This window comes from Kocuria aegyptia (assembly GCF_039530085.1).
Classification (GTDB): domain Bacteria; phylum Actinomycetota; class Actinomycetes; order Actinomycetales; family Micrococcaceae; genus Kocuria; species Kocuria aegyptia.
In genome coordinates, this window is the sequence record NZ_BAAAOA010000029.1 from 48,964 (window position 1) to 65,104 (window position 16,141).

Sequence of the window (16,141 nt, forward strand, 5' to 3'; positions counted from 1 at the left end):
GACCGGAGAGTACATGGAGTTCCTCGACGTCGTCTTCAACCGCCGCACCACCAACGGCCCGTTCCTGCCGGACCGGGTGTCCCCGGACCACCAGAAGCTGCTGCTGCGCACGGCCGCGGCCGCGCCCTCCCAGTTCAACAGCCAGCCGTGGCGCTTCGTGCTGATCGAGGACCGGGGGACCATCGACCGGATCGCCCGGATCAGCGCCGAGTCGATGACGCAGGTGATGGCCGAGGGGACGTTCTTCGACCGGTACAAGCGCTACTTCCGGTTCAGCAGTCAGGAGATGGAGGAGCAGCGCTTCGGGATGCTCTTCGACAAGCTGCCCGCGGTGCTGCGGCCCTTCACCAAGAAGGCGTTCACCCCGGGCGGGCAGGCGATGATGAACCGGCTGCGGGTGCCCCAGACCCTGGGCTCGGAGAACCACAAGCTCGTGGCCGGGGCGCCGCTGCTGCTCGGTGTGATGCTCGACCGCCGCGAGTACCGGCCCGGGGAGCTGTCCGGGTTCTACTCGCTCTTCTCGATGGGCGCGGCCATGGAGAACCTCTGGCTGACCACCGTGGAGCTCGGCATGGGCATCCAGTTCATCTCCTTCCCCATGGAGGCCCCCGCCCGGTGGGCCGAGATCGTGGACCTCCTGGACGTGCCCGAGGAGCTCGAGCTCATGGCCGTCTACCGCCTGGGCTACGTCCCGGAGGAGCACCGCCGTCCGGCCATCGACTGGTCCAGCCGGGAGCGGCGGAGGATCTCCCAGTACGTCTTCCGGGAGTCCTGCGCCACGCCGCAGGAGGGCTGGGACGACTGAGCGCCGTCCGGGCCGGAAGCGGGCCTGTGCCGCTGCGGGGTGCCGAGCAGCGCGGGACGCGGGACGCTTCGTGGGCGGCCGGCGCCGGCCGGGATGCGCCGAACCGGGTCAGCAGGCGCACCGTATGACCATCAGTTGACACCCTGGCCGACAGGGTGCGCAAACGTCTACTCTGAAACTGGTCAGATCGATCAGATCGGGACGGGGAAGTGGGGCTGCGGTGGTCAGCATGACGAACGGCGAGGCCGGTGCGGGTCCGCTGGACGCGACGGACCGGAGGATCCTGGCGGCGCTGGACGAGGATCCGCGGATGACCGTGCTGGCCCTGGCCCAGCGCACCGGCCTGGCGCGCGGGACGATCCACGCCCGGCTCGAGCGCTATCGCGCGAGCCCCGCGCTGCGCCCGCACAGCACCCGGGTGACGCCCGCGGCGCTCGGCTACGGTCTGGCCGCCAGCGTGGCCGTGGAGCTCGACCAGCACCAGCTCGACGAGGCGATCGCCGGTCTGCAGGCGATTCCCCAGGTCATCGAGGTGTTCGCCCCCGCGGGTCAGACGGACCTGCTGTGCCGGGTGGTGGCCAGGGATCCCGAGGACCTCTACCGGGTCTCCGAGGAGATCCGGCTCTGCCCCGGCATCCTGCGGACCTCCACGAGTATGTTCCTGCGCACGGTCATCCCGTACCGCGTGGCGCCGCTGCTCGAGGGCCGGATGTGACGCTGGCCACGGGGCCGGACCGGAAGGTACCGTAAGCACACTGGCGAAATGCTGGACGTTCGCCATCCCTGATCGCCGAGACGGATCGAAGGAGATGCCATGAGCACCAAGGTCGAGAAGACAGTCGTGGTCGACGTGCCGCTGAGCACCGTGTACAACCAGTGGACCCAGTTCGAGGACTTCCCCCATTTCATGAACGGTGTGAAGAGCGTGACCCAGCTCGGTGACGACCGCCTCGAATGGGTCGCCGAGCTCGGCGGCGTCCGCCGGCAGTGGGAGGCGAAGATCGTGGAGCAGGTCCCGGACAGCCGGGTCTCCTGGGCCGCGACGGAGGGCGCCACCAATGCCGGCGCGGTGACGTTCCGGGACGCGGGCAACGGCCGGACCGAGGTGCACCTGGTCCTCGAGTACGAGCCCGAGGGCCTCGTGGAGAAGATCGGCGACAAGCTCAACGTGGTCGAGAGCCAGGCCGAGGGCGATCTCGAGCGGTTCAAGAAGTTCATCGAGGACGAGGGCTACGCGACCGGCGCCTGGCGGGGCTCCGTCAACGAGGGCGCCCCGGTCGGCACACCCGGTGTGGAGCACGCCGCGGCCTCCCGCGGTGACGACGGCAAGGCCGGGGTGTCGGGCAAGGCGGTCGCCGCGGGCGTCGCCGCGGCCGGGGTGGCGGCGGCCGGGGTGGCCGCAGCGGCGAAGCAGAAGGACTCCGGTCCGGACACGGAGCCGGTCACCTTCGAGTCGACCGCACCGCCCGCCGCGCCGGCGGCACCCGTGTCACCGGGAGCGCCCGGGGAGGCCGTGCCCGGAGGGACGGTGACCGGGGAGACCGTGACCGGGGAGGTCCCGCCGATCCCCAGCGTGGACGAGGCCCTCACCGACGACACCGTCGACACGGACCTGGACGCGGACCCCACCACCCGGCGCATCGACGACCGCCCCGCGGACGGGCCGCTCTGAGCCGATCCCGCTCGCGCGCCGGGCCCCGACCGCACGCGGTCGGGGCCCGGCGCGCGAGCGGGACGCCCGGTGCGGAGCAGCGGCGGCACCGGCCGGTCAGCCGGTCACGGCACCCAGCGACGCCGAGCGCACCAGCTTCACGTACTTGCCGAGGACCCCGCCCCCGTACTGGGGCGGCAATGGGGCCCAGCCCGCGCGGCGCTCGGCGAGTTCCTCGGCGTCCACCAGCAGGTCGAGGCTGCGGCCGGCGAGGTCCACGCGGATGCGGTCGCCGTCGCGCAGGAAGGCGATCGGCCCCGCGTCGACGGCCTCGGGGGCGATGTGCCCGATGCACAGGCCCGTGGTCCCGCCCGAGAACCGGCCGTCGGTCAGCAGCAGGACGTCCTTGCCCAGGCCGGCGCCCTTGATCGCCCCGGTGATGGCCAGCATCTCGCGCATGCCGGGGCCGCCCTTGGGGCCTTCGTAGCGGATGACGAGCACGTCCCCGGCCGTGATCTCCCCGGCCTCGAGGGCGTCCATCGCGGCCTGCTCGCGCTCGAAGACGCGGGCCGGGCCCTCGAACACCTCCGCGTCGAAGCCCGCGGACTTCACCACCGCCCCCTCCGGGGCCAGCGAGCCGTGCAGGATCGTGATCCCGCCCGTGCGGTGGATCGGGTTGTCGAGGGTGCGGATCACCTGCCCGTCGAGGGGACCGGGGTCCAGGGCGGCGAGGTTCTCGGCCAGCGTCCGGCCGGTCACGGTGAGGACGTCCCCGTGCAGCAGCCCCGCGTCGAGCAGGGCCCTCATGACCACGGGGATGCCGCCGTGGCGGTCGACGTCGTTCATCACGTACCGGCCGAACGGCTTCAGGTCCGCCAGGTGGGGCACGCGGTCCCCGATCCGGTTGAAGTCCTCGAGACCGAGGTCCACTTCCGCCTCGTGCGCGATGGCGAGCAGGTGCAGGACGGCGTTCGTGGACCCGCCGAGGGCCATGAGCACCGTGACGGCGTTCTCGAAGGCCTCCCGCGTCATGATGTCCCGCGCGGTGATGCCCTGGCGCAGCATCTCGACGACGGCCTCCCCGGAGCGGTGGGCGAACTGGTCCCGCCGCCGGTCCGCCGAGGGAGGGGCCGCGGAACCGGGCAGGCTCATCCCCATGGCCTCCGCGATCGACGCCATGGTGTTCGCCGTGTACATCCCGCCGCAGGCGCCCTCACCCGGGCAGATGGCCCGCTCGATGCGGTCGAGGTCCGCCTTGCCCATGAGCCCCGCCTTGCAGGCGCCGACCGCCTCGAACCCGTCGATGAGCGTGACCTCCCTCTCCGTCCCGTCGCCGAGCTTGACCCAGCCCGGGGCGATGCTCCCCGCGTAGAGGAACACGGACGCCAGGTCCAGGCGGGCGGCGGCCATCAGCATGCCCGGCAGGGACTTGTCGCACCCGGCCAGCAGCACGGACCCGTCGAGCCGCTCGGCCTGCACGACGGTCTCCACGGAGTCGGCGATCACCTCGCGGGAGACCAGCGAGAAGTGCATGCCCATGTGGCCCATGGAGATGCCGTCCGAGACGGAGATCGTGCCGAACTGCAGGGGGTAGCCGCCCCCGGAGTGCACTCCTTCCCGGCAGCCCTGGGCCAGCCGGTCCAGGGACAGGTTGCACGGGGTGATGTCGTTCCAGGAGCTGGCGATGCCGACCTGGGGCTTCTCCCAGTCGTCGTCGCCCATGCCGACGGCACGGAGCATGCCCCGGCTGGCGGTCGCGTCGATGCCGTCGGTGACCTGACGGCTGCGGGGCTTCATGTCGGGGCTCATGCGGTCTCTCCCGGATCGTCGGTGCGCGGTGGGGTGCGTGCCGCGAACCTATCAACGGAAGTCGAACAGCGTCGAGGGATGTCCACGTCCCGCCCGGAAGTTTGTGCCGCCCGGGGGAAGACAAGGCACGCCCCGCCCTCCTAGGGTGGGAACAACAAAAGCTAAGCAACCTGATTGAAGGAGCCCGACATGCCTGAGGCACCCGTCTCCCAGCACGCCCGCGCCATGGCCGACGACGAGGGCGGGATGCCCGAGCAGCAGCAGACGCCCCCGGGTCTGACCGCCGCCATGGACCCTGTGCCCGACCACGGAGAGGCGTCCTGGGAGGGCCGGGGCCGGCTCGAGGGGCTCAAGGCCCTGATCACCGGCGGGGACTCCGGGATCGGCCGGGCCGTGGCGATCGCGTTCGCCCGGGAGGGCGCCGACGTCGCGATCAACTACCTGCCCGAGGAGCAGGAGGACGCCCAGGACGTGGCGGGGTGGATCGAGAAGGCGGGCCGCACGGCCGTCCTGGTCCCCGGGGACGTGCGCGAGGAGCAGACCTGCCAGGAGATCGTGGACCGGGCGGTCCAGGGCCTCGGGGGGCTCAACGTCGTCGTGAACAACGCGGGCTTCCACTGGGCCCGCGGGGAGGCAGGGCTCAAGGGGCTCGCCACGGAGGACCTCGAGCGCGCCGTGCGCACCAACCTCTACGGCACCCTCTGGGTCAGCCGTGCGGCACTGCCGCACCTCGGCCGCGGGGACAGCATCATCAACACCACGTCCGTGCAGGCCTACGACCCCTCCGTGTCGATGGTCGACTACGCGGCCACGAAGGCCGCGCTGAACAACGTCACCGCCAACCTCGCCGCCGAGCTCGGCCCCGAGGGGATCCGCGTCAACGCGGTCGCCCCCGGGCCCGTCTGGACCCCGCTCGGACCGGCCACCAAGGAGCCCGGGGCGGTCGCGAACATGGGCAAGGAGACGCCCCTGGGCCGGATCGGCCAACCCGCGGAGCTGGCCGGCGCCTACGTCTTCCTGGCCTGCCCGGCCGAGGCCAGCTACGTCAGCGGCATCGTCCTCGGCGTCACCGGTGGCATGCCCGTCTTCTGAGCGGCGCCCCCATTCCCCCTACGGAAGGATCACCCCGTGCCCAAGACCGGCAAGGACGACCACGCCAAGAGGAGCGAGCTGCCCTCCACCCTGCAGCGCTCGGGCCAGAAGGCGCAGGACACGTTCGCCAAGACCTACGACTCCGCCCTCGAGGAGTACGGCGACGAGGAGCGTGCGGCGCGCACGGCCTACAGCGCGCTCAAGCACACCCACGAGAAGGTCGGGGACCACTGGGAGGCCAAGGAGGAGTACGGGCCCTCCGACGAGCACGCCGCGGGCGGCCGCGACTCCCGCGCGGAGACCGCCGGCGGGGTCGACGCGAACGCCTCGAAGCAGCATCTCTACGAGCTGGCCAAGCGTCTCGGCGTCGAGGGCCGCTCCTACATGACCAAGAAGGAGCTGGTCGACGCGATCCGCAAGGCCAGCGACGCCGCGACACGCCGGGCGCGGGAGGGCGGCTGACCCTCCGCGCCGGGGCGGTCACCGGGAGGAGCTCAGCCACTCCGTGACCGCGGTGCCGCGCTCGCCGAAGCCCACCACCTCCGGAAGGCCGTCCCCGGTGACGTCCGCCAGCTGACGCAGGTGGCGGCCCGGTCGCCAGCCCTGGTGCCAGCCGTAGTCGCTCAGGTTGCGCGTGGAGACGGCGAAGTTCCCGTCGAACCCGGCGTAGGACACGAAGGTGCCGGGGTTGCCGAAGCCTACGATCTCGGCCCGGCCGTCACCGTTCAGGTCGAGGACCTCCCGCTGGTGGCGATCGGGCCGCCAGCCCTGTGCCGCCCCGAAGTCCCGCAGCGTCATCGACGGCGGGCCGAAGGTCCCGTCCGCCGTCCCGTGCGAGACCCACACGCCGGCGTGGCCGAAGCCCACGATGTCGGCGCGGCCGTCCGCGTTCACGTCCGCCACGCGCCGGGGGTGGTGCTCGACGCGCCAGCCCTGGGCCCAGCCGAACTCACGCAGCACGAGGGCGGGGGTGGAGAAGGTCCCGTCGGCGCGGCCCCGGGCCGCCTGCACCCCGGCGTCCCCGAAGCCGACGACGTCGAGCACCCCGTCGCCGGTCACGTCGGCGAGCTGCCGGACATGGCGGTCGGGGCGCCAGCCCTGGTTCCAGCCGTAGTCCGCCAGCCGGCGGGTGGAGGGCGAGAAGGCGGCAGGGCTCCCGGCCGGCCTCCCGGAGGCCGCATGGATCCCGTCGTCCCCGAAGCCGACGACGTCGACCAGTCCGTCCCCCTGGAGGTCGGCCAGCTCCCGGAGGTGGCGGTCGGGGCGCCAGCCCTGGTCCACCCCGAAGTTGCGCACCGTCGCCGCCGGCCCCCGCGCTGCCGCCAGGGTCCCACCGGGACCGGCGTAGGAGACGAACACTCCGCGGTTGCCGAATCCGACGACGTCGTCCGTGCCGTTCCCGTCGAGGTCGGCCAGCATCCGGGGGTGAGGACCCGTGCGCCAGCCCTGGGCCACCCCGAAGTCCCGCAGCACCAGGCCCGCGCCCGTCAGCTCGGCGGTCTCGCCGCCGAAGGCCAGGTGCACCCCGCCGTCGCCGATGCCGACGACGTCGGCGTGCCCGTCACCGTTGACGTCCCCCGTTCCCCGGACATGGCGATCGGTGCGCCAGCCCTGCGCCCAGCCGAAGTCGAGGTGGGTGCGGGGGGCCCGGTCCCGGTCCGCCGGCGTGTGCTGGTCCGCGGCGGCGGGCGCCACGGCGGCCGGGCCGGCCGCCAGTGCCGCAGCGGTGGTCCCGGCGAGCAGAAGAGTGTGGATCCGGCGTCCCATGGCGTCCCTCCGATGTCGGTGCGCACAGCGTAGGGCCGGACCCTGACGCCGCGCCTCCGGGGCGCACACGTTTCTGATTGCTACTTCCGCCCCCGGAGGACCCGGGCTCCCCGCGTCCTCCGGGGGCTCAGAGCACGCCGAGCAGCCCGCGCACCAGCGTGATCGCCCCGCCCAGGCCGGCCAGCACGAGGGCGGTCGTGCGCGCGGCGCTCAGGGGCACGCGGCGGGCGAGGACGCCGCCGATCCGCACGCCCAGCACCACCGTGAGGACCACCCCGGGCGCCACCCACCACGGCGGCATCCCGCCCGTCCCGGCCGCCCCGAGCAGGGTCTTGGTGAGCACCGACAGGGCGCCCATCGTCATGAACACCGGTTGCAGGGTCGCGGCGAAGGAACGCTGCTCCCACCGGGCCAGCCGGGAATGGATCACCATGACGGGGCCGGCCACCCCCGCCGTGGTGTTGAAGAACCCCCCGATCGTCCCGGCGAGCACCGTGGGCAGCCGTCCCGGCCACTCGGGCAGGCGGGGGAGCCCGAACATGGTGGTCAGGGCCAGCAGCACCACGCCGCCCACCAGCACCTGCAGCCAGGCGGCGGGCAGCTCGCGCACCACGAGCGCGGCCGGCACGGCGCCCACCGCCGCGGCCGGGGCGATGAGGGCGAAGCGCCGCCAGTCCACGTGCCGCCACACCGAGAGCATGATGAGGAAGCCGGAGACGGTCGTCGTCGCGTTGGTCACGAGCACGCCCGTGGCGGGGCCGAGCAGCAGCGCGAGGGTCGGGGCCACGACGAGGCCGACCCCGGTGCCCGAGACGCGCTGCAGGACCGAGCCCACCAGGATCGCGAGGGCGGCGACGACGATGATCTCCACGGGCCCATTCTGCGCCTCCGCCGGCCCCATCCCGGTCCGCACACGATTCCGCCGTGGTGATTCCCGCAATCAGTAAGTACCCTTGCAGTCGGAGAGGCCCCCCGCGGGACGACATCGGACGAGAGGAGCACCATGAGCATCAGCCGGGACCTGGTCATCGGCGGCGTCCGCGGCTGGGCGGAGTTCAGCACCCACCTCGCCGCGAACATCCTCCGCGAGGCCGCCGGGGCCACCACGCTGCCCCGGGGGGAGCTGCTCGCGGCGCAGCACCGCGAGCCCGCCGAGGAGGTCGAGGACCTGCTCACCGGGGACCCTGCCGGTCCGGCCGGCGTCATCGGCCCCGCGGTCGACGCCCGGTTCCCGTTCTGATCCGGTGGGCACCGGAATGAGCACGCACCAGCGCACCGCACGGGTCCCGGCGGAGACCTCCACGGGGATCTCCGCGAAGATCTCCGTGGAACGGCTCCGGGAGGTCGCCGCGTCCCGCTTCGGCATCGACGAGTTCCGGGAGGGGCAGCTCGAGGCGATGGCGGCGGCGGCCGGCGGCCGTGACGTCCTGGCGGTGATGCCCACCGGCCACGGCAAGTCCGCGATCTACCAGGTCCCGGGCGCCGCCCTGCCGGGGACCGCCGTGGTCGTGTCCCCGCTGATCGCCCTCCAGCACGACCAGGTCGAGGCGATCAACGAGGCCCTCGGGGCGGAGGTCGCCTTCGCGGTGAACTCCGTGGTGGGAGCGCGCCGTGAGCGTGCCGCCTGGGAGGCCGTGGAGCGCGGGGACGCGAAGTTCCTGTTCCTCGCCCCCGAGCAACTGGCCCGGGAGGAGACCACGCAGCGGCTCGCCGCGCATCCGCCGTCCCTGTTCGTCGTGGACGAGGCGCACTGCATCTCCTCGTGGGGTCACGACTTCCGCCCCGACTACCTCGTGCTCGGGGAGGCGGTCGAACGGCTGGGGCGCCCGGCCGTCGTCGCCCTGACGGCCACCGCGTCCCCGCACACCCGTGCCGAGATCGTCGACCGGCTGGGCCTGCGCGACCCCCTGGTCCTGGTGCACAGCTTCGACCGGCCCAACATCGAGCTGCGGGTGGTGCGCCACCACCAGGCCTCCGACAAGCGCCGGGCGGTGCTCGACGAGGTCGCCGAGCTCGTGGACCCGGGGCTGGTCTACGTCGCGACCCGCAAGGAGACGGAGGCCTACGCAGCCGAGCTGCTCCGGCGCGGCGTGCGCGCCGAGGCCTACCACGCGGGGCGCAAGCGGTCCGAGCGCAACGAGGTGCACGCCCGGTTCCTCGCCGACGAGCTGGACGTGGTGGTGGCCACCACCGCCTTCGGGATGGGCATCGACAAGCCCGACGTGCGCTTCGTGGTGCACGTGGACATTCCCGACTCCCTGGACAGCTACTACCAGGAGATCGGCCGGGCCGGCCGGGACGGCAGACCGGCCCTCGCCGTGCTGCACTACCGCTCCGAGGACCTGGGGCTCCAGCAGTACTTCGCCGGCGCCGCCCCCGAGCAGGAGGACCTCGAGGAGGTCTTCCGCGCGGTCCGCCGGCACGGGCCGGTCCGGGCCCGGGAGCTGCGCGAGCACACCGGGCTGGGCCACCGTGCCCAGGCCCGGGCCCTGCACCTCCTCGAGCACAGCGGCGGCGTGCTCGCCCGGACCCAGGGCTACCGTGCCGCGAACGGGGCGACGCCGCAGGCCGCCGTCGCCGCCGCGCTCGCGGAGGCGGAGGCCGAGCACCGGATCGACCGGTCGCGGATCGACATGATGCGCGGCTACGCCGAGACGGACGGGTGCCGGCGGGACTGGCTGCTCAACTACTTCGGCGAGGAGACCGACGGCTGGTGCGGCAACTGCGACACCTGCGCGGAGGCCGGCTCCGCCGCCGAGGCCGCGGAGCGCGCCGCCGCCACCCCGCACGGCTGGGGAATCCAGACCCCGGTCACCCACCGCGAGTGGGGCCACGGGATCGTGATGGGCGCGGAGCCGGACCGGATCACCGTCCTGTTCGACTCGGTCGGCTACAAGGAGCTGTCCCTGCGCCTGATCGAGGAGCACGAGGGCCTGCTGGAGCGCGGCCCGGGGCCGCGGCAGGAAGGAGGGTCCTGACCGCCCGGGACCCGGCACCGGTCAGCGGACGACGTCGTAGACGCACTTGAGGACGCCGTTGGCGTAGGCCTCGTGCTCCACCAGCTCCAGGGTGCGGAACGTGTCCGTGCTGTCGTCGAAGAGCCGCCGGCCCGCGCCGAGCAGCACGGGGAACACCAGCAGGTGGTAGCGGTCCACGAGATCCGCGGCGGCGAGGCCCTTGGCCAGGGTGGCGCTGCCGTGCACGAGGACGGTGCCGTCGACGGTGGCCTTCAGCTGCGCGACCTCGTCGAGGGAGCGCAGCACCGACGTGTTGTGCCACTGCGGGTCCTCGAGGGTGGAGGAGACCACGTACTTGGGCATGGCGTTGTACTCCGCGAACTCCTCCATCGACGGCCAGACGGGGGCGAACTCGTCGTAGCTGACCCGGCCCATCAGCATCGCCGCCGCCTCCTTCTGCTCCCGGTCCTTGATCTCGTAGGCGGCTTCCTCGAAGGCGACGTGCTGGAAGGTCCAGCCCGCGTGCGGGTGCGGGCCGCCGCCGGGGGAGTCGACGACGCCGTCGATGGTGATGAACTCGGTGACGATCAGCTGGCCCACGGGAATCTCCTGTCGGTGCGGTGGTGCTCGTGCCTGCGGTTCCCACTCTGGTGCGCCCGCGCGGCGGTGGGAAGGGCTCGGCACGCCATGACGCGCTCCGTCGGCATCCGGACCGTGCCGAACCCCCGCCCCGGAGTGCCGCCCTCTTGCGCGGTCGGCACCCCGGTGGGACCCTCGGCAGGGACGGCGGTTCGGCGAGGGTCCGGGAGGCACCCGTGGCGGCGGAGCAGACGACGGTGCAGGTGCGGACCACGTGCTGCGTGGTGGGCGGGGGCCCGGCCGGGCTGATGGCCGGGGTGCTGCTGGCGAAGCAGGGCGTGGACGTGGTCGTGCTGGAGAAGCACGCGGACTTCCTGCGGGACTTCCGCGGCGACACCCTGCACCCCTCCACCCTGGAACTGATGGCCGAGCTCGGCTGGCTCGAGGACGTCCTGGCCCTGCCGCACACCCGGGTGGAGCGCGCCACGGTCTCCCTCGGCGGGGAGACGGTCGTGGTCGGGCGGTTCGACCGGCTGCCCGTGCGCTGCCCGTTCATCGCGTTCCTGCCGCAGTGGGACTTCCTGGACCTGCTCGCCGAGAAGGGGGAGGCGCTGCCCGGGTTCCGGCTGCTGCGCTCCACGGCCGCCGACGGCCTGCTCGTCGAGGCCGGCCGGTGCACCGGGGTCACGGCGCTCGACGACGCCGGGGCGCCGGTGCGGATCCGGGCCGAGCTGGTGCTGGCCGCCGACGGCCGCGACTCCGTGCTGCGGGCCGCCGCCGGCCTGACCCCGGTGGCCTCGCCCTCCCGGATGGACGTGCTGTGGTTCCGCGTGCCCCGCCGCGAGGGCCAGGAGCAGCCGCTGTTCAACGCCGGCGACGGCGCGGTCGTCGCCCTGCCGCGCACGGGCTACTGGCAGGCCGCTCTCATCGTGCGGGCCGGTGAGCACGACACGCTGCGCGCCCAGGGGCTGGAGGCCTTCCGGGACCGGGTGCGCGCGCTGGCCCCCGGGCTGGGGGAGGGGCTCGCGGCGATCGAGGACTGGGAGCAGGTGAAGCTGCTGCGCGTGCGCGTGGGCCACCTGCGCCGGTGGTGGCGGCCCGGGGTGCTGTTCCTCGGCGACGCCGCGCACGCCATGTCCCCGGCCGGCGGCGTGGGCATCAACCTCGCGATCCAGGACGCGGTGGCGGCGACGAATCTTCTCGGGCCGCGCCTGCTGCGCGGCGGGGTGCGGGCGCGGGACCTCGCGCGGGTGCAGCGCCGGCGGGCGTGGCCGGCGCGCGCCACCCAGCTGTTCCAGCTCGTGCTGGCCCGCCGACTCGTGCCGGCCCGGGGCGGGGCCCGGCCGAGGCCCCCGGTGCCGCTGGGCCTCGTCCGGGCGCTGCCGTTCCTGCCCCACCTCACCGGGCGGGCCATCGGCATCGGCCTCCGGCCCGAGCACGTCCCCGCCGGGCTGCGCTCGGCGGACGGCGCGGCACGCGCATGACCTCCGCCGCGGACCGGCGCGCCCGGGTGGACGAGCCCCACGTGGCCCCGCTCAACGCCCTCGTGCGCTCCTGGCGCCACGGCGGTCGTTTCGTGCCGTGGGTCGATCCCGACGGCGGGGGCACCGCGGCCCGGGTGCTCGTGCTGATGGAGGCACCCGGGCCGGCCACCGTGGCGGCCGGGGAGCTGGGCTTCAGCTCCGAGGACAACCCGGATCCCACCGCCCGGGTCTTCAAGGCGCTGCGGGAGGAGTCCGGGCTGGCCCGCGCCGACTACCTGCGCTGGAACGTGGTGCCCTGGGCGCTGCGGGACACGGACGGGCGGCACCGGCCACCCCGGGTGGAGGACCTCGCCGAGGCGCAACCGGCCCTGCGGGACCTGGCCCGGGCGCTGCCGGAGCTGCGCGTCGTCGTGACCCTCGGGGCTCCGGCGCTCACGGGGATGATGCGCCTGCTCACCGTGGAGGAGCCGCCGCGGCTGCTGCCCGTGCTGGGCGTCCCCCACCCGTCGCTGCGCAACGGCCACCGCCGGGCCGAGACCCGGCAGCGGATCCTCGTCGCGCTGCGCACGGCCGCCGCCGCGGCGCGGGCCTGAGCCCGGCGCTCAGAGGCGTGGGCTGAGCCGGTCGACCGCGGCCAGGAGGTGCTCCAGGATGGTGTGCCGCTGCGCGCTGCCGTCGGGCAGCAGCCCGATCGACGCGTTGTGGTAGAGCCCGTCGCCCATCTGCTGGACCGAGGTCGCGACGACCGGGTCCCCCACGTCCGCGAGGATCAGCTCGTACCACGCCTCCTCCAGCCGCTTGAGGGCGGCCCGAGCGTTCTCGTCCCCGGCCTGGACCAGGCGGGAGGCCACGATCAGGGCCCGGTCCAGCTGGCTGTCCTCGAACAGGGACGTGACGAGGAAGTAGCGCGCGGCCCCGTCCGGCGCCGCCGCCATGCCCTCGAGGTCCTGCTGCATGAGCTCCTCGAGCCGCTGCAGGGTCGCGTCCACGAGGGCCTGGCGGTGCGGGAAGTGGTAGAGCAGGCCCCCTTTGGACACTCCGGCGGCGGTGGCGACGGCGTCGAGGGTCGCGGCGCGCTCGCCGTCGTCGAGGACGATCTGCTCGAAGGCGGCCAGGAGCTTGTCCCGGGCCACGGGTGGGCGCGGCATGTGAGGAAGACCTCCCTGGATCGGACGTGGTGCCCATTGTGTCAGCTCGCTCATAACTGTACCGTCTAGACGGTACAGTTTGTCAGGCTGTCCGACCCCGATCCGCTCCCCGGAGGTGAACCATGACCACTCTGCTGACGCCCCGCCCCACGGCCGGTGCGCGCGAATGGGCCGCGCTCGCGGTCCTGATGATGCCCGTCCTGCTCGTGTCGGTCGACAACACGGCGCTGAGCTTCGCGCTGCCCACCATCTCCCAGGCGCTGCATCCCACCGGGGCGCAGCTGCTGTGGATCGTGGACGTCTACCCTCTCGTGCTCGCCGGCCTGCTCATCCCCATGGGGTCCCTCGGGGACCGGATCGGCCGACGGCGGCTGCTGCTGATCGGCGGGACGGGCTTCGCCGCCGTCTCCGCGGCGTCGGCCTTCGCCCCCACCGCCGAGCTGCTCGTGGCCGGGCGGGCCGCCATGGGGTTCTTCGGCGCGATGCTGATGCCCGCGACCTTGTCCCTGCTGCGCAACATCTTCCTGGACCCGGGCCAGCGCCGGATCGCGATCGCGGTGTGGGCCGGAGGCTTCAGCGGGGGCGCCGCACTGGGCCCGATCGTCGGCGGCTTCCTGCTCAACCACTTCTGGTGGGGCTCGGTGTTCCTGATGTCCGTGCCGGTGCTGCTGCCCCTGCTCGTGCTCGGTCCCGTGCTCGTGCCCGAGTCGCGCGACCCCCGGCCCGGACCCGTGGACGTCCCGTCCGTGCTGCTCGCCATGCTCGCCATGACCCCCGTGGTCTACGGCATCAAGGCCGCCACGGCCTCCGGGGAACTCTTCCACGGCCTGCTCAGCGCGGCCTTCGGCGTGCTGGCCGGGGTGCTGTTCGTGCGGCGCCAGGCGGTCCTGGCGCACCCGATGCTCGACCTCGCCCTGTTCCGGCACCCGGGCTTCCGGGGCGGGGTGACCGTCAACGTCCTCGGCAACGTGGGGCTCTACGGATTCCTGTTCATGCTGACCCAGTACCTGCAGCTCGTGGTCGGCCTGGACCCGATGACCGCGGGCCTGACCATGGTCCCGGGCCTCGTCCTCACGGTCCTCGCCGGCTTCGCGGCCGTGCGCGCCGTGCGCTGGTTGACCCCCAGGACCGTGATCACGGCGGGGATGCTCCTGTCCTCGGTCGGCTTCCTCGTGGTCGCCCTCGCCGACCTCTCCGCGACTGCCGGCGCCGTGGTGGTCCTCGTGGCCTTCTGCCTGGTCGGCACCGGCATCGGGCTCGCCGAGACGCTGTCCAACGACCTCGTGCTCACGGCGGCCCCGCCGCACAAGGCCGGAGCGGCCTCGGCGATCTCGGAGACCGGCTACGAGGTCGGTGCGGTGCTGGGCACGGCCGTGCTCGGCGGCCTGCTGACCGCGTTCTACCAGCGCCACCTCGACCTGCCCGCGGCCCTGGGCGCGGGCTCGTCGGCCGCGGCGCACGAGACCCTCGGCGGGGCCGTCGAGATCGCGGAGGGTGCCGGCGTGCTCGGCCCCGCCGTCCGGGAGGCGGCGGTCGCCGCGTTCACCGCGGGCATGCACTGGACGGCGCTGGTGATGACGGCCGTGGTGGTCCTGGCGGCGTTCACGGTCGCCCGCATGCTGCGGCCGGCCGTGCGCTGACCTGTCCGCCCTGGGGACCGGCCACGTCACCGGACGGCGGCGCGGCTCCACGGGCCCCGGGTGGACGTAGGCTCGGCGGCAGGGGGCCGGCCCCGCCCCCGTCCGCACGGGAGGAGTGGTCACGATGACGCCGCAGGAACTGTTCGAGGACGCCGCCCGCCGACCGTCCGAGGCTGCGGCGCACGTGCTCGAGGGCATCCCCGCGGAGGTGCTGAACACCATGCCGGGCGGTACCGCGAACCCCGTGGTCTGGTTGGTGTGGCACGCGGCCCGGCAGCAGGACGCGCAGGTGGCCCAGCTCGCCGGCGCCGAGGAGGTGTGGACCGCGGAGGGGTGGAGCGGGCGGTTCGGTCTCGGCGTCCCCGACTCCGCCACGGGCTTCGGCCACGGCCCGGAGGACGTCGCGAAGATCCGCGTGACGTCCCCCGACCTGTTGCGCGGCTACCTCGACGCGGTCGTCGAGCGCACGGTCGCCTACGTGCACGGGCTCACGGCCGACCAGCTCGACGACGTGGTGGACCGGTCCTGGACCCCTCCGGTCACCCGCGGGGTGCGCCTGGTCAGCACGGTCGACGACGCCGCGCAGCACCTCGGCCAAGCGGCCTACGTCCGCGGCCTGCTCGAGGACGGGTGGGCAGGGCCCTACTGACTGCCCCAAGGGGCGAGCAGATCTGCCCGTGCGAGGTGCACGGGCAGATCCTCGGACGAAGTGTCCGACATCTAGCGTGGGAGTGCTCGGAACCACCACCGCCGCGCTGTTGCGATCTCCCGGAGTGGGTGACGTCATGCCTCACGACCGCTTCCACCACCGTGCCCTGACGGGCTCGGGTCGCCGGTACCTCTCATCGCTGGCCGCCCTGGCCTTCACCGTGCTGCTCGTGCTCAGTGGTTGCATGGTCCGGACCAGCGCGCAGTCTCCGACCGGGCCCGGCGGCTCGACTGCTTCCTCATGCAGTCAGGGTGGGCGGAGTGGGCTGTTTGCCCCTCTGAAGGCTTGGACTGCCGGCTTGTCGAGGTCCGGTTCGAGGATGGCCCGCCGGTGGAGGGTGGACGCGCGGACTGGTCCGAAGCGTTGTCGGCTCCTCAGTGCTTGTCGTCCGACGGCGGCCAGGGCATGGTCGGTGTCGTCCGGTGAGTTCCCACCCTGCCTGCGCACGTCCGCTCACGTGGAGGGGGAGGCCATGGAGCTCACCGTGCGGTCATTCCGGT

Annotated in this window: 16 protein-coding genes; 11 read left to right on the forward strand and 5 right to left on the reverse strand. The window is 73.5% G+C overall.

All coding sequences use genetic code 11. The features are described from left to right. The first annotated feature begins 13 nt into the window (after nucleotides 1–13). The 3 genes from ABD220_RS12090 (at nucleotide 14) to ABD220_RS12100 (ending at nucleotide 2,477) form a co-directional block, all read left to right on the forward strand. On the forward strand, nucleotides 14–805 hold the full coding sequence (locus ABD220_RS12090) for a nitroreductase family protein (protein WP_344122903.1): 792 nt from the start codon (nucleotides 14–16) through the stop codon (nucleotides 803–805). Nucleotides 806–1,034: 229 nt separating this feature from the next. Beyond that, nucleotides 1,035–1,520, forward strand: coding sequence for an Lrp/AsnC family transcriptional regulator (locus ABD220_RS12095; protein ID WP_344122904.1), 486 nt, complete (start codon nucleotides 1,035–1,037; stop codon nucleotides 1,518–1,520). Nucleotides 1,521–1,619: 99 nt separating this feature from the next. Further along, nucleotides 1,620–2,477: an SRPBCC family protein gene (locus tag ABD220_RS12100; protein ID WP_344122905.1), complete on the forward strand. Its 858-nt coding sequence runs from the start codon at nucleotides 1,620–1,622 to the stop codon at nucleotides 2,475–2,477. A 96-nt stretch (nucleotides 2,478–2,573) separates the two neighbouring features. On the opposite strand, the gene ilvD is transcribed toward ABD220_RS12100, so the two are convergent. Further along, nucleotides 2,574–4,265 carry a dihydroxy-acid dehydratase gene (ilvD, locus tag ABD220_RS12105; RefSeq protein WP_344122907.1) on the reverse strand — a complete coding sequence of 564 codons (1,692 nt, stop codon included), beginning with the start codon at nucleotides 4,263–4,265 and terminating at the stop codon, nucleotides 2,574–2,576. Nucleotides 4,266–4,454: 189 nt separating this feature from the next. On the opposite strand from ilvD, the gene ABD220_RS12110 reads away from it, so the two are divergent. Beyond that, nucleotides 4,455–5,357: an SDR family oxidoreductase gene (locus ABD220_RS12110; RefSeq protein WP_344122909.1), complete on the forward strand. Its 903-nt coding sequence runs from the start codon at nucleotides 4,455–4,457 to the stop codon at nucleotides 5,355–5,357. Between the two features lie 36 nt (nucleotides 5,358–5,393). Next, nucleotides 5,394–5,819 carry a ChaB family protein gene (locus ABD220_RS12115; protein ID WP_344122911.1) on the forward strand — a complete coding sequence of 142 codons (426 nt, stop codon included), beginning with the start codon at nucleotides 5,394–5,396 and terminating at the stop codon, nucleotides 5,817–5,819. Between the two features lie 18 nt (nucleotides 5,820–5,837). Here the strand turns inward: ABD220_RS12115 and ABD220_RS12120 are convergent, their stop codons facing one another. Both ABD220_RS12120 and ABD220_RS12125 read right to left on the reverse strand, forming a co-directional pair. Then, nucleotides 5,838–7,124, reverse strand: coding sequence for an FG-GAP repeat domain-containing protein (locus ABD220_RS12120; RefSeq protein ID WP_344122914.1), 1,287 nt, complete (start codon nucleotides 7,122–7,124; stop codon nucleotides 5,838–5,840). 127 nt (nucleotides 7,125–7,251) lie between these two features. Beyond that, on the reverse strand, nucleotides 7,252–7,995 hold the full coding sequence (locus ABD220_RS12125) for a TSUP family transporter (protein ID WP_344122916.1): 744 nt from the start codon (nucleotides 7,993–7,995) through the stop codon (nucleotides 7,252–7,254). A gap of 132 nt (nucleotides 7,996–8,127) precedes the next feature. On the opposite strand from ABD220_RS12125, the gene ABD220_RS12130 reads away from it, so the two are divergent. Continuing rightward, nucleotides 8,128–8,364 carry a hypothetical protein gene (locus ABD220_RS12130; protein WP_344122918.1) on the forward strand — a complete coding sequence of 79 codons (237 nt, stop codon included), beginning with the start codon at nucleotides 8,128–8,130 and terminating at the stop codon, nucleotides 8,362–8,364. Nucleotides 8,365–8,380: 16 nt separating this feature from the next. Beyond that, nucleotides 8,381–10,102, forward strand: a complete 1,722-nt coding sequence (locus ABD220_RS12135) for a RecQ family ATP-dependent DNA helicase (RefSeq protein WP_344122920.1) — start codon at nucleotides 8,381–8,383, stop codon at nucleotides 10,100–10,102. Nucleotides 10,103–10,123: 21 nt separating this feature from the next. On the opposite strand, the gene ABD220_RS12140 is transcribed toward ABD220_RS12135, so the two are convergent. Then, a complete protein-coding gene (locus ABD220_RS12140) occupies nucleotides 10,124–10,681 on the reverse strand; it encodes a dihydrofolate reductase family protein (RefSeq protein ID WP_344122922.1) in 558 nt (185 codons plus the stop codon). A 215-nt stretch (nucleotides 10,682–10,896) separates the two neighbouring features. Between ABD220_RS12140 and ABD220_RS12145 the strand changes: the two genes are divergently transcribed. After that, nucleotides 10,897–12,144, forward strand: coding sequence for an FAD-dependent oxidoreductase (locus tag ABD220_RS12145; protein WP_344122924.1), 1,248 nt, complete (start codon nucleotides 10,897–10,899; stop codon nucleotides 12,142–12,144). Then, entirely contained in the window at nucleotides 12,141–12,737 is a 597-nt protein-coding gene (locus ABD220_RS12150; protein ID WP_344122926.1) for a uracil-DNA glycosylase, read from the forward strand. Before ABD220_RS12145 ends, ABD220_RS12150 begins: the two co-directional genes overlap by 4 nt. 9 nt (nucleotides 12,738–12,746) lie before the next feature. On the opposite strand, the gene ABD220_RS12155 is transcribed toward ABD220_RS12150, so the two are convergent. Further along, the gene (locus tag ABD220_RS12155; protein ID WP_344122929.1) at nucleotides 12,747–13,292 is read right to left on the reverse strand and encodes a TetR/AcrR family transcriptional regulator; all 546 of its coding nucleotides are present in this window, start codon (nucleotides 13,290–13,292) and stop codon (nucleotides 12,747–12,749) included. A gap of 122 nt (nucleotides 13,293–13,414) precedes the next feature. On the opposite strand from ABD220_RS12155, the gene ABD220_RS12160 reads away from it, so the two are divergent. Beyond that, a complete protein-coding gene (locus ABD220_RS12160; RefSeq protein ID WP_344122931.1) occupies nucleotides 13,415–14,932 on the forward strand; it encodes an MFS transporter in 1,518 nt (505 codons plus the stop codon). 124 nt (nucleotides 14,933–15,056) lie between these two features. Next, nucleotides 15,057–15,581 (forward strand): mycothiol transferase, encoded by a 525-nt coding sequence (locus ABD220_RS12165; RefSeq protein ID WP_344122933.1) that lies wholly within the window; start codon nucleotides 15,057–15,059, stop codon nucleotides 15,579–15,581. The last annotated feature ends 560 nt before the right edge of the window (nucleotides 15,582–16,141 follow it).

Bases quoted from the DNA above. Each gene is read 5' to 3' on its own strand.
- ABD220_RS12090 (WP_344122903.1), top strand. From the start codon at position 14: ATGGAGTTCCTCGACGTCGTCTTCAACCGCCGCACCACCAACGGCCCG.
- ABD220_RS12095 (WP_344122904.1), top strand. From the start codon at position 1,035: ATGACGAACGGCGAGGCCGGTGCGGGTCCGCTGGACGCGACGGACCGG.
- ABD220_RS12100 (WP_344122905.1), top strand. From the start codon at position 1,620: ATGAGCACCAAGGTCGAGAAGACAGTCGTGGTCGACGTGCCGCTGAGC.
- ilvD (WP_344122907.1), bottom strand. From the start codon at position 4,265: ATGAGCCCCGACATGAAGCCCCGCAGCCGTCAGGTCACCGACGGCATC.
- ABD220_RS12110 (WP_344122909.1), top strand. From the start codon at position 4,455: ATGCCTGAGGCACCCGTCTCCCAGCACGCCCGCGCCATGGCCGACGAC.
- ABD220_RS12120 (WP_344122914.1), bottom strand. From the start codon at position 7,124: ATGGGACGCCGGATCCACACTCTTCTGCTCGCCGGGACCACCGCTGCG.
- ABD220_RS12130 (WP_344122918.1), top strand. From the start codon at position 8,128: ATGAGCATCAGCCGGGACCTGGTCATCGGCGGCGTCCGCGGCTGGGCG.
- ABD220_RS12135 (WP_344122920.1), top strand. From the start codon at position 8,381: ATGAGCACGCACCAGCGCACCGCACGGGTCCCGGCGGAGACCTCCACG.
- ABD220_RS12150 (WP_344122926.1), top strand. From the start codon at position 12,141: ATGACCTCCGCCGCGGACCGGCGCGCCCGGGTGGACGAGCCCCACGTG.
- ABD220_RS12155 (WP_344122929.1), bottom strand. From the start codon at position 13,292: ATGCCGCGCCCACCCGTGGCCCGGGACAAGCTCCTGGCCGCCTTCGAG.
- ABD220_RS12160 (WP_344122931.1), top strand. From the start codon at position 13,415: ATGACCACTCTGCTGACGCCCCGCCCCACGGCCGGTGCGCGCGAATGG.
- ABD220_RS12165 (WP_344122933.1), top strand. From the start codon at position 15,057: ATGACGCCGCAGGAACTGTTCGAGGACGCCGCCCGCCGACCGTCCGAG.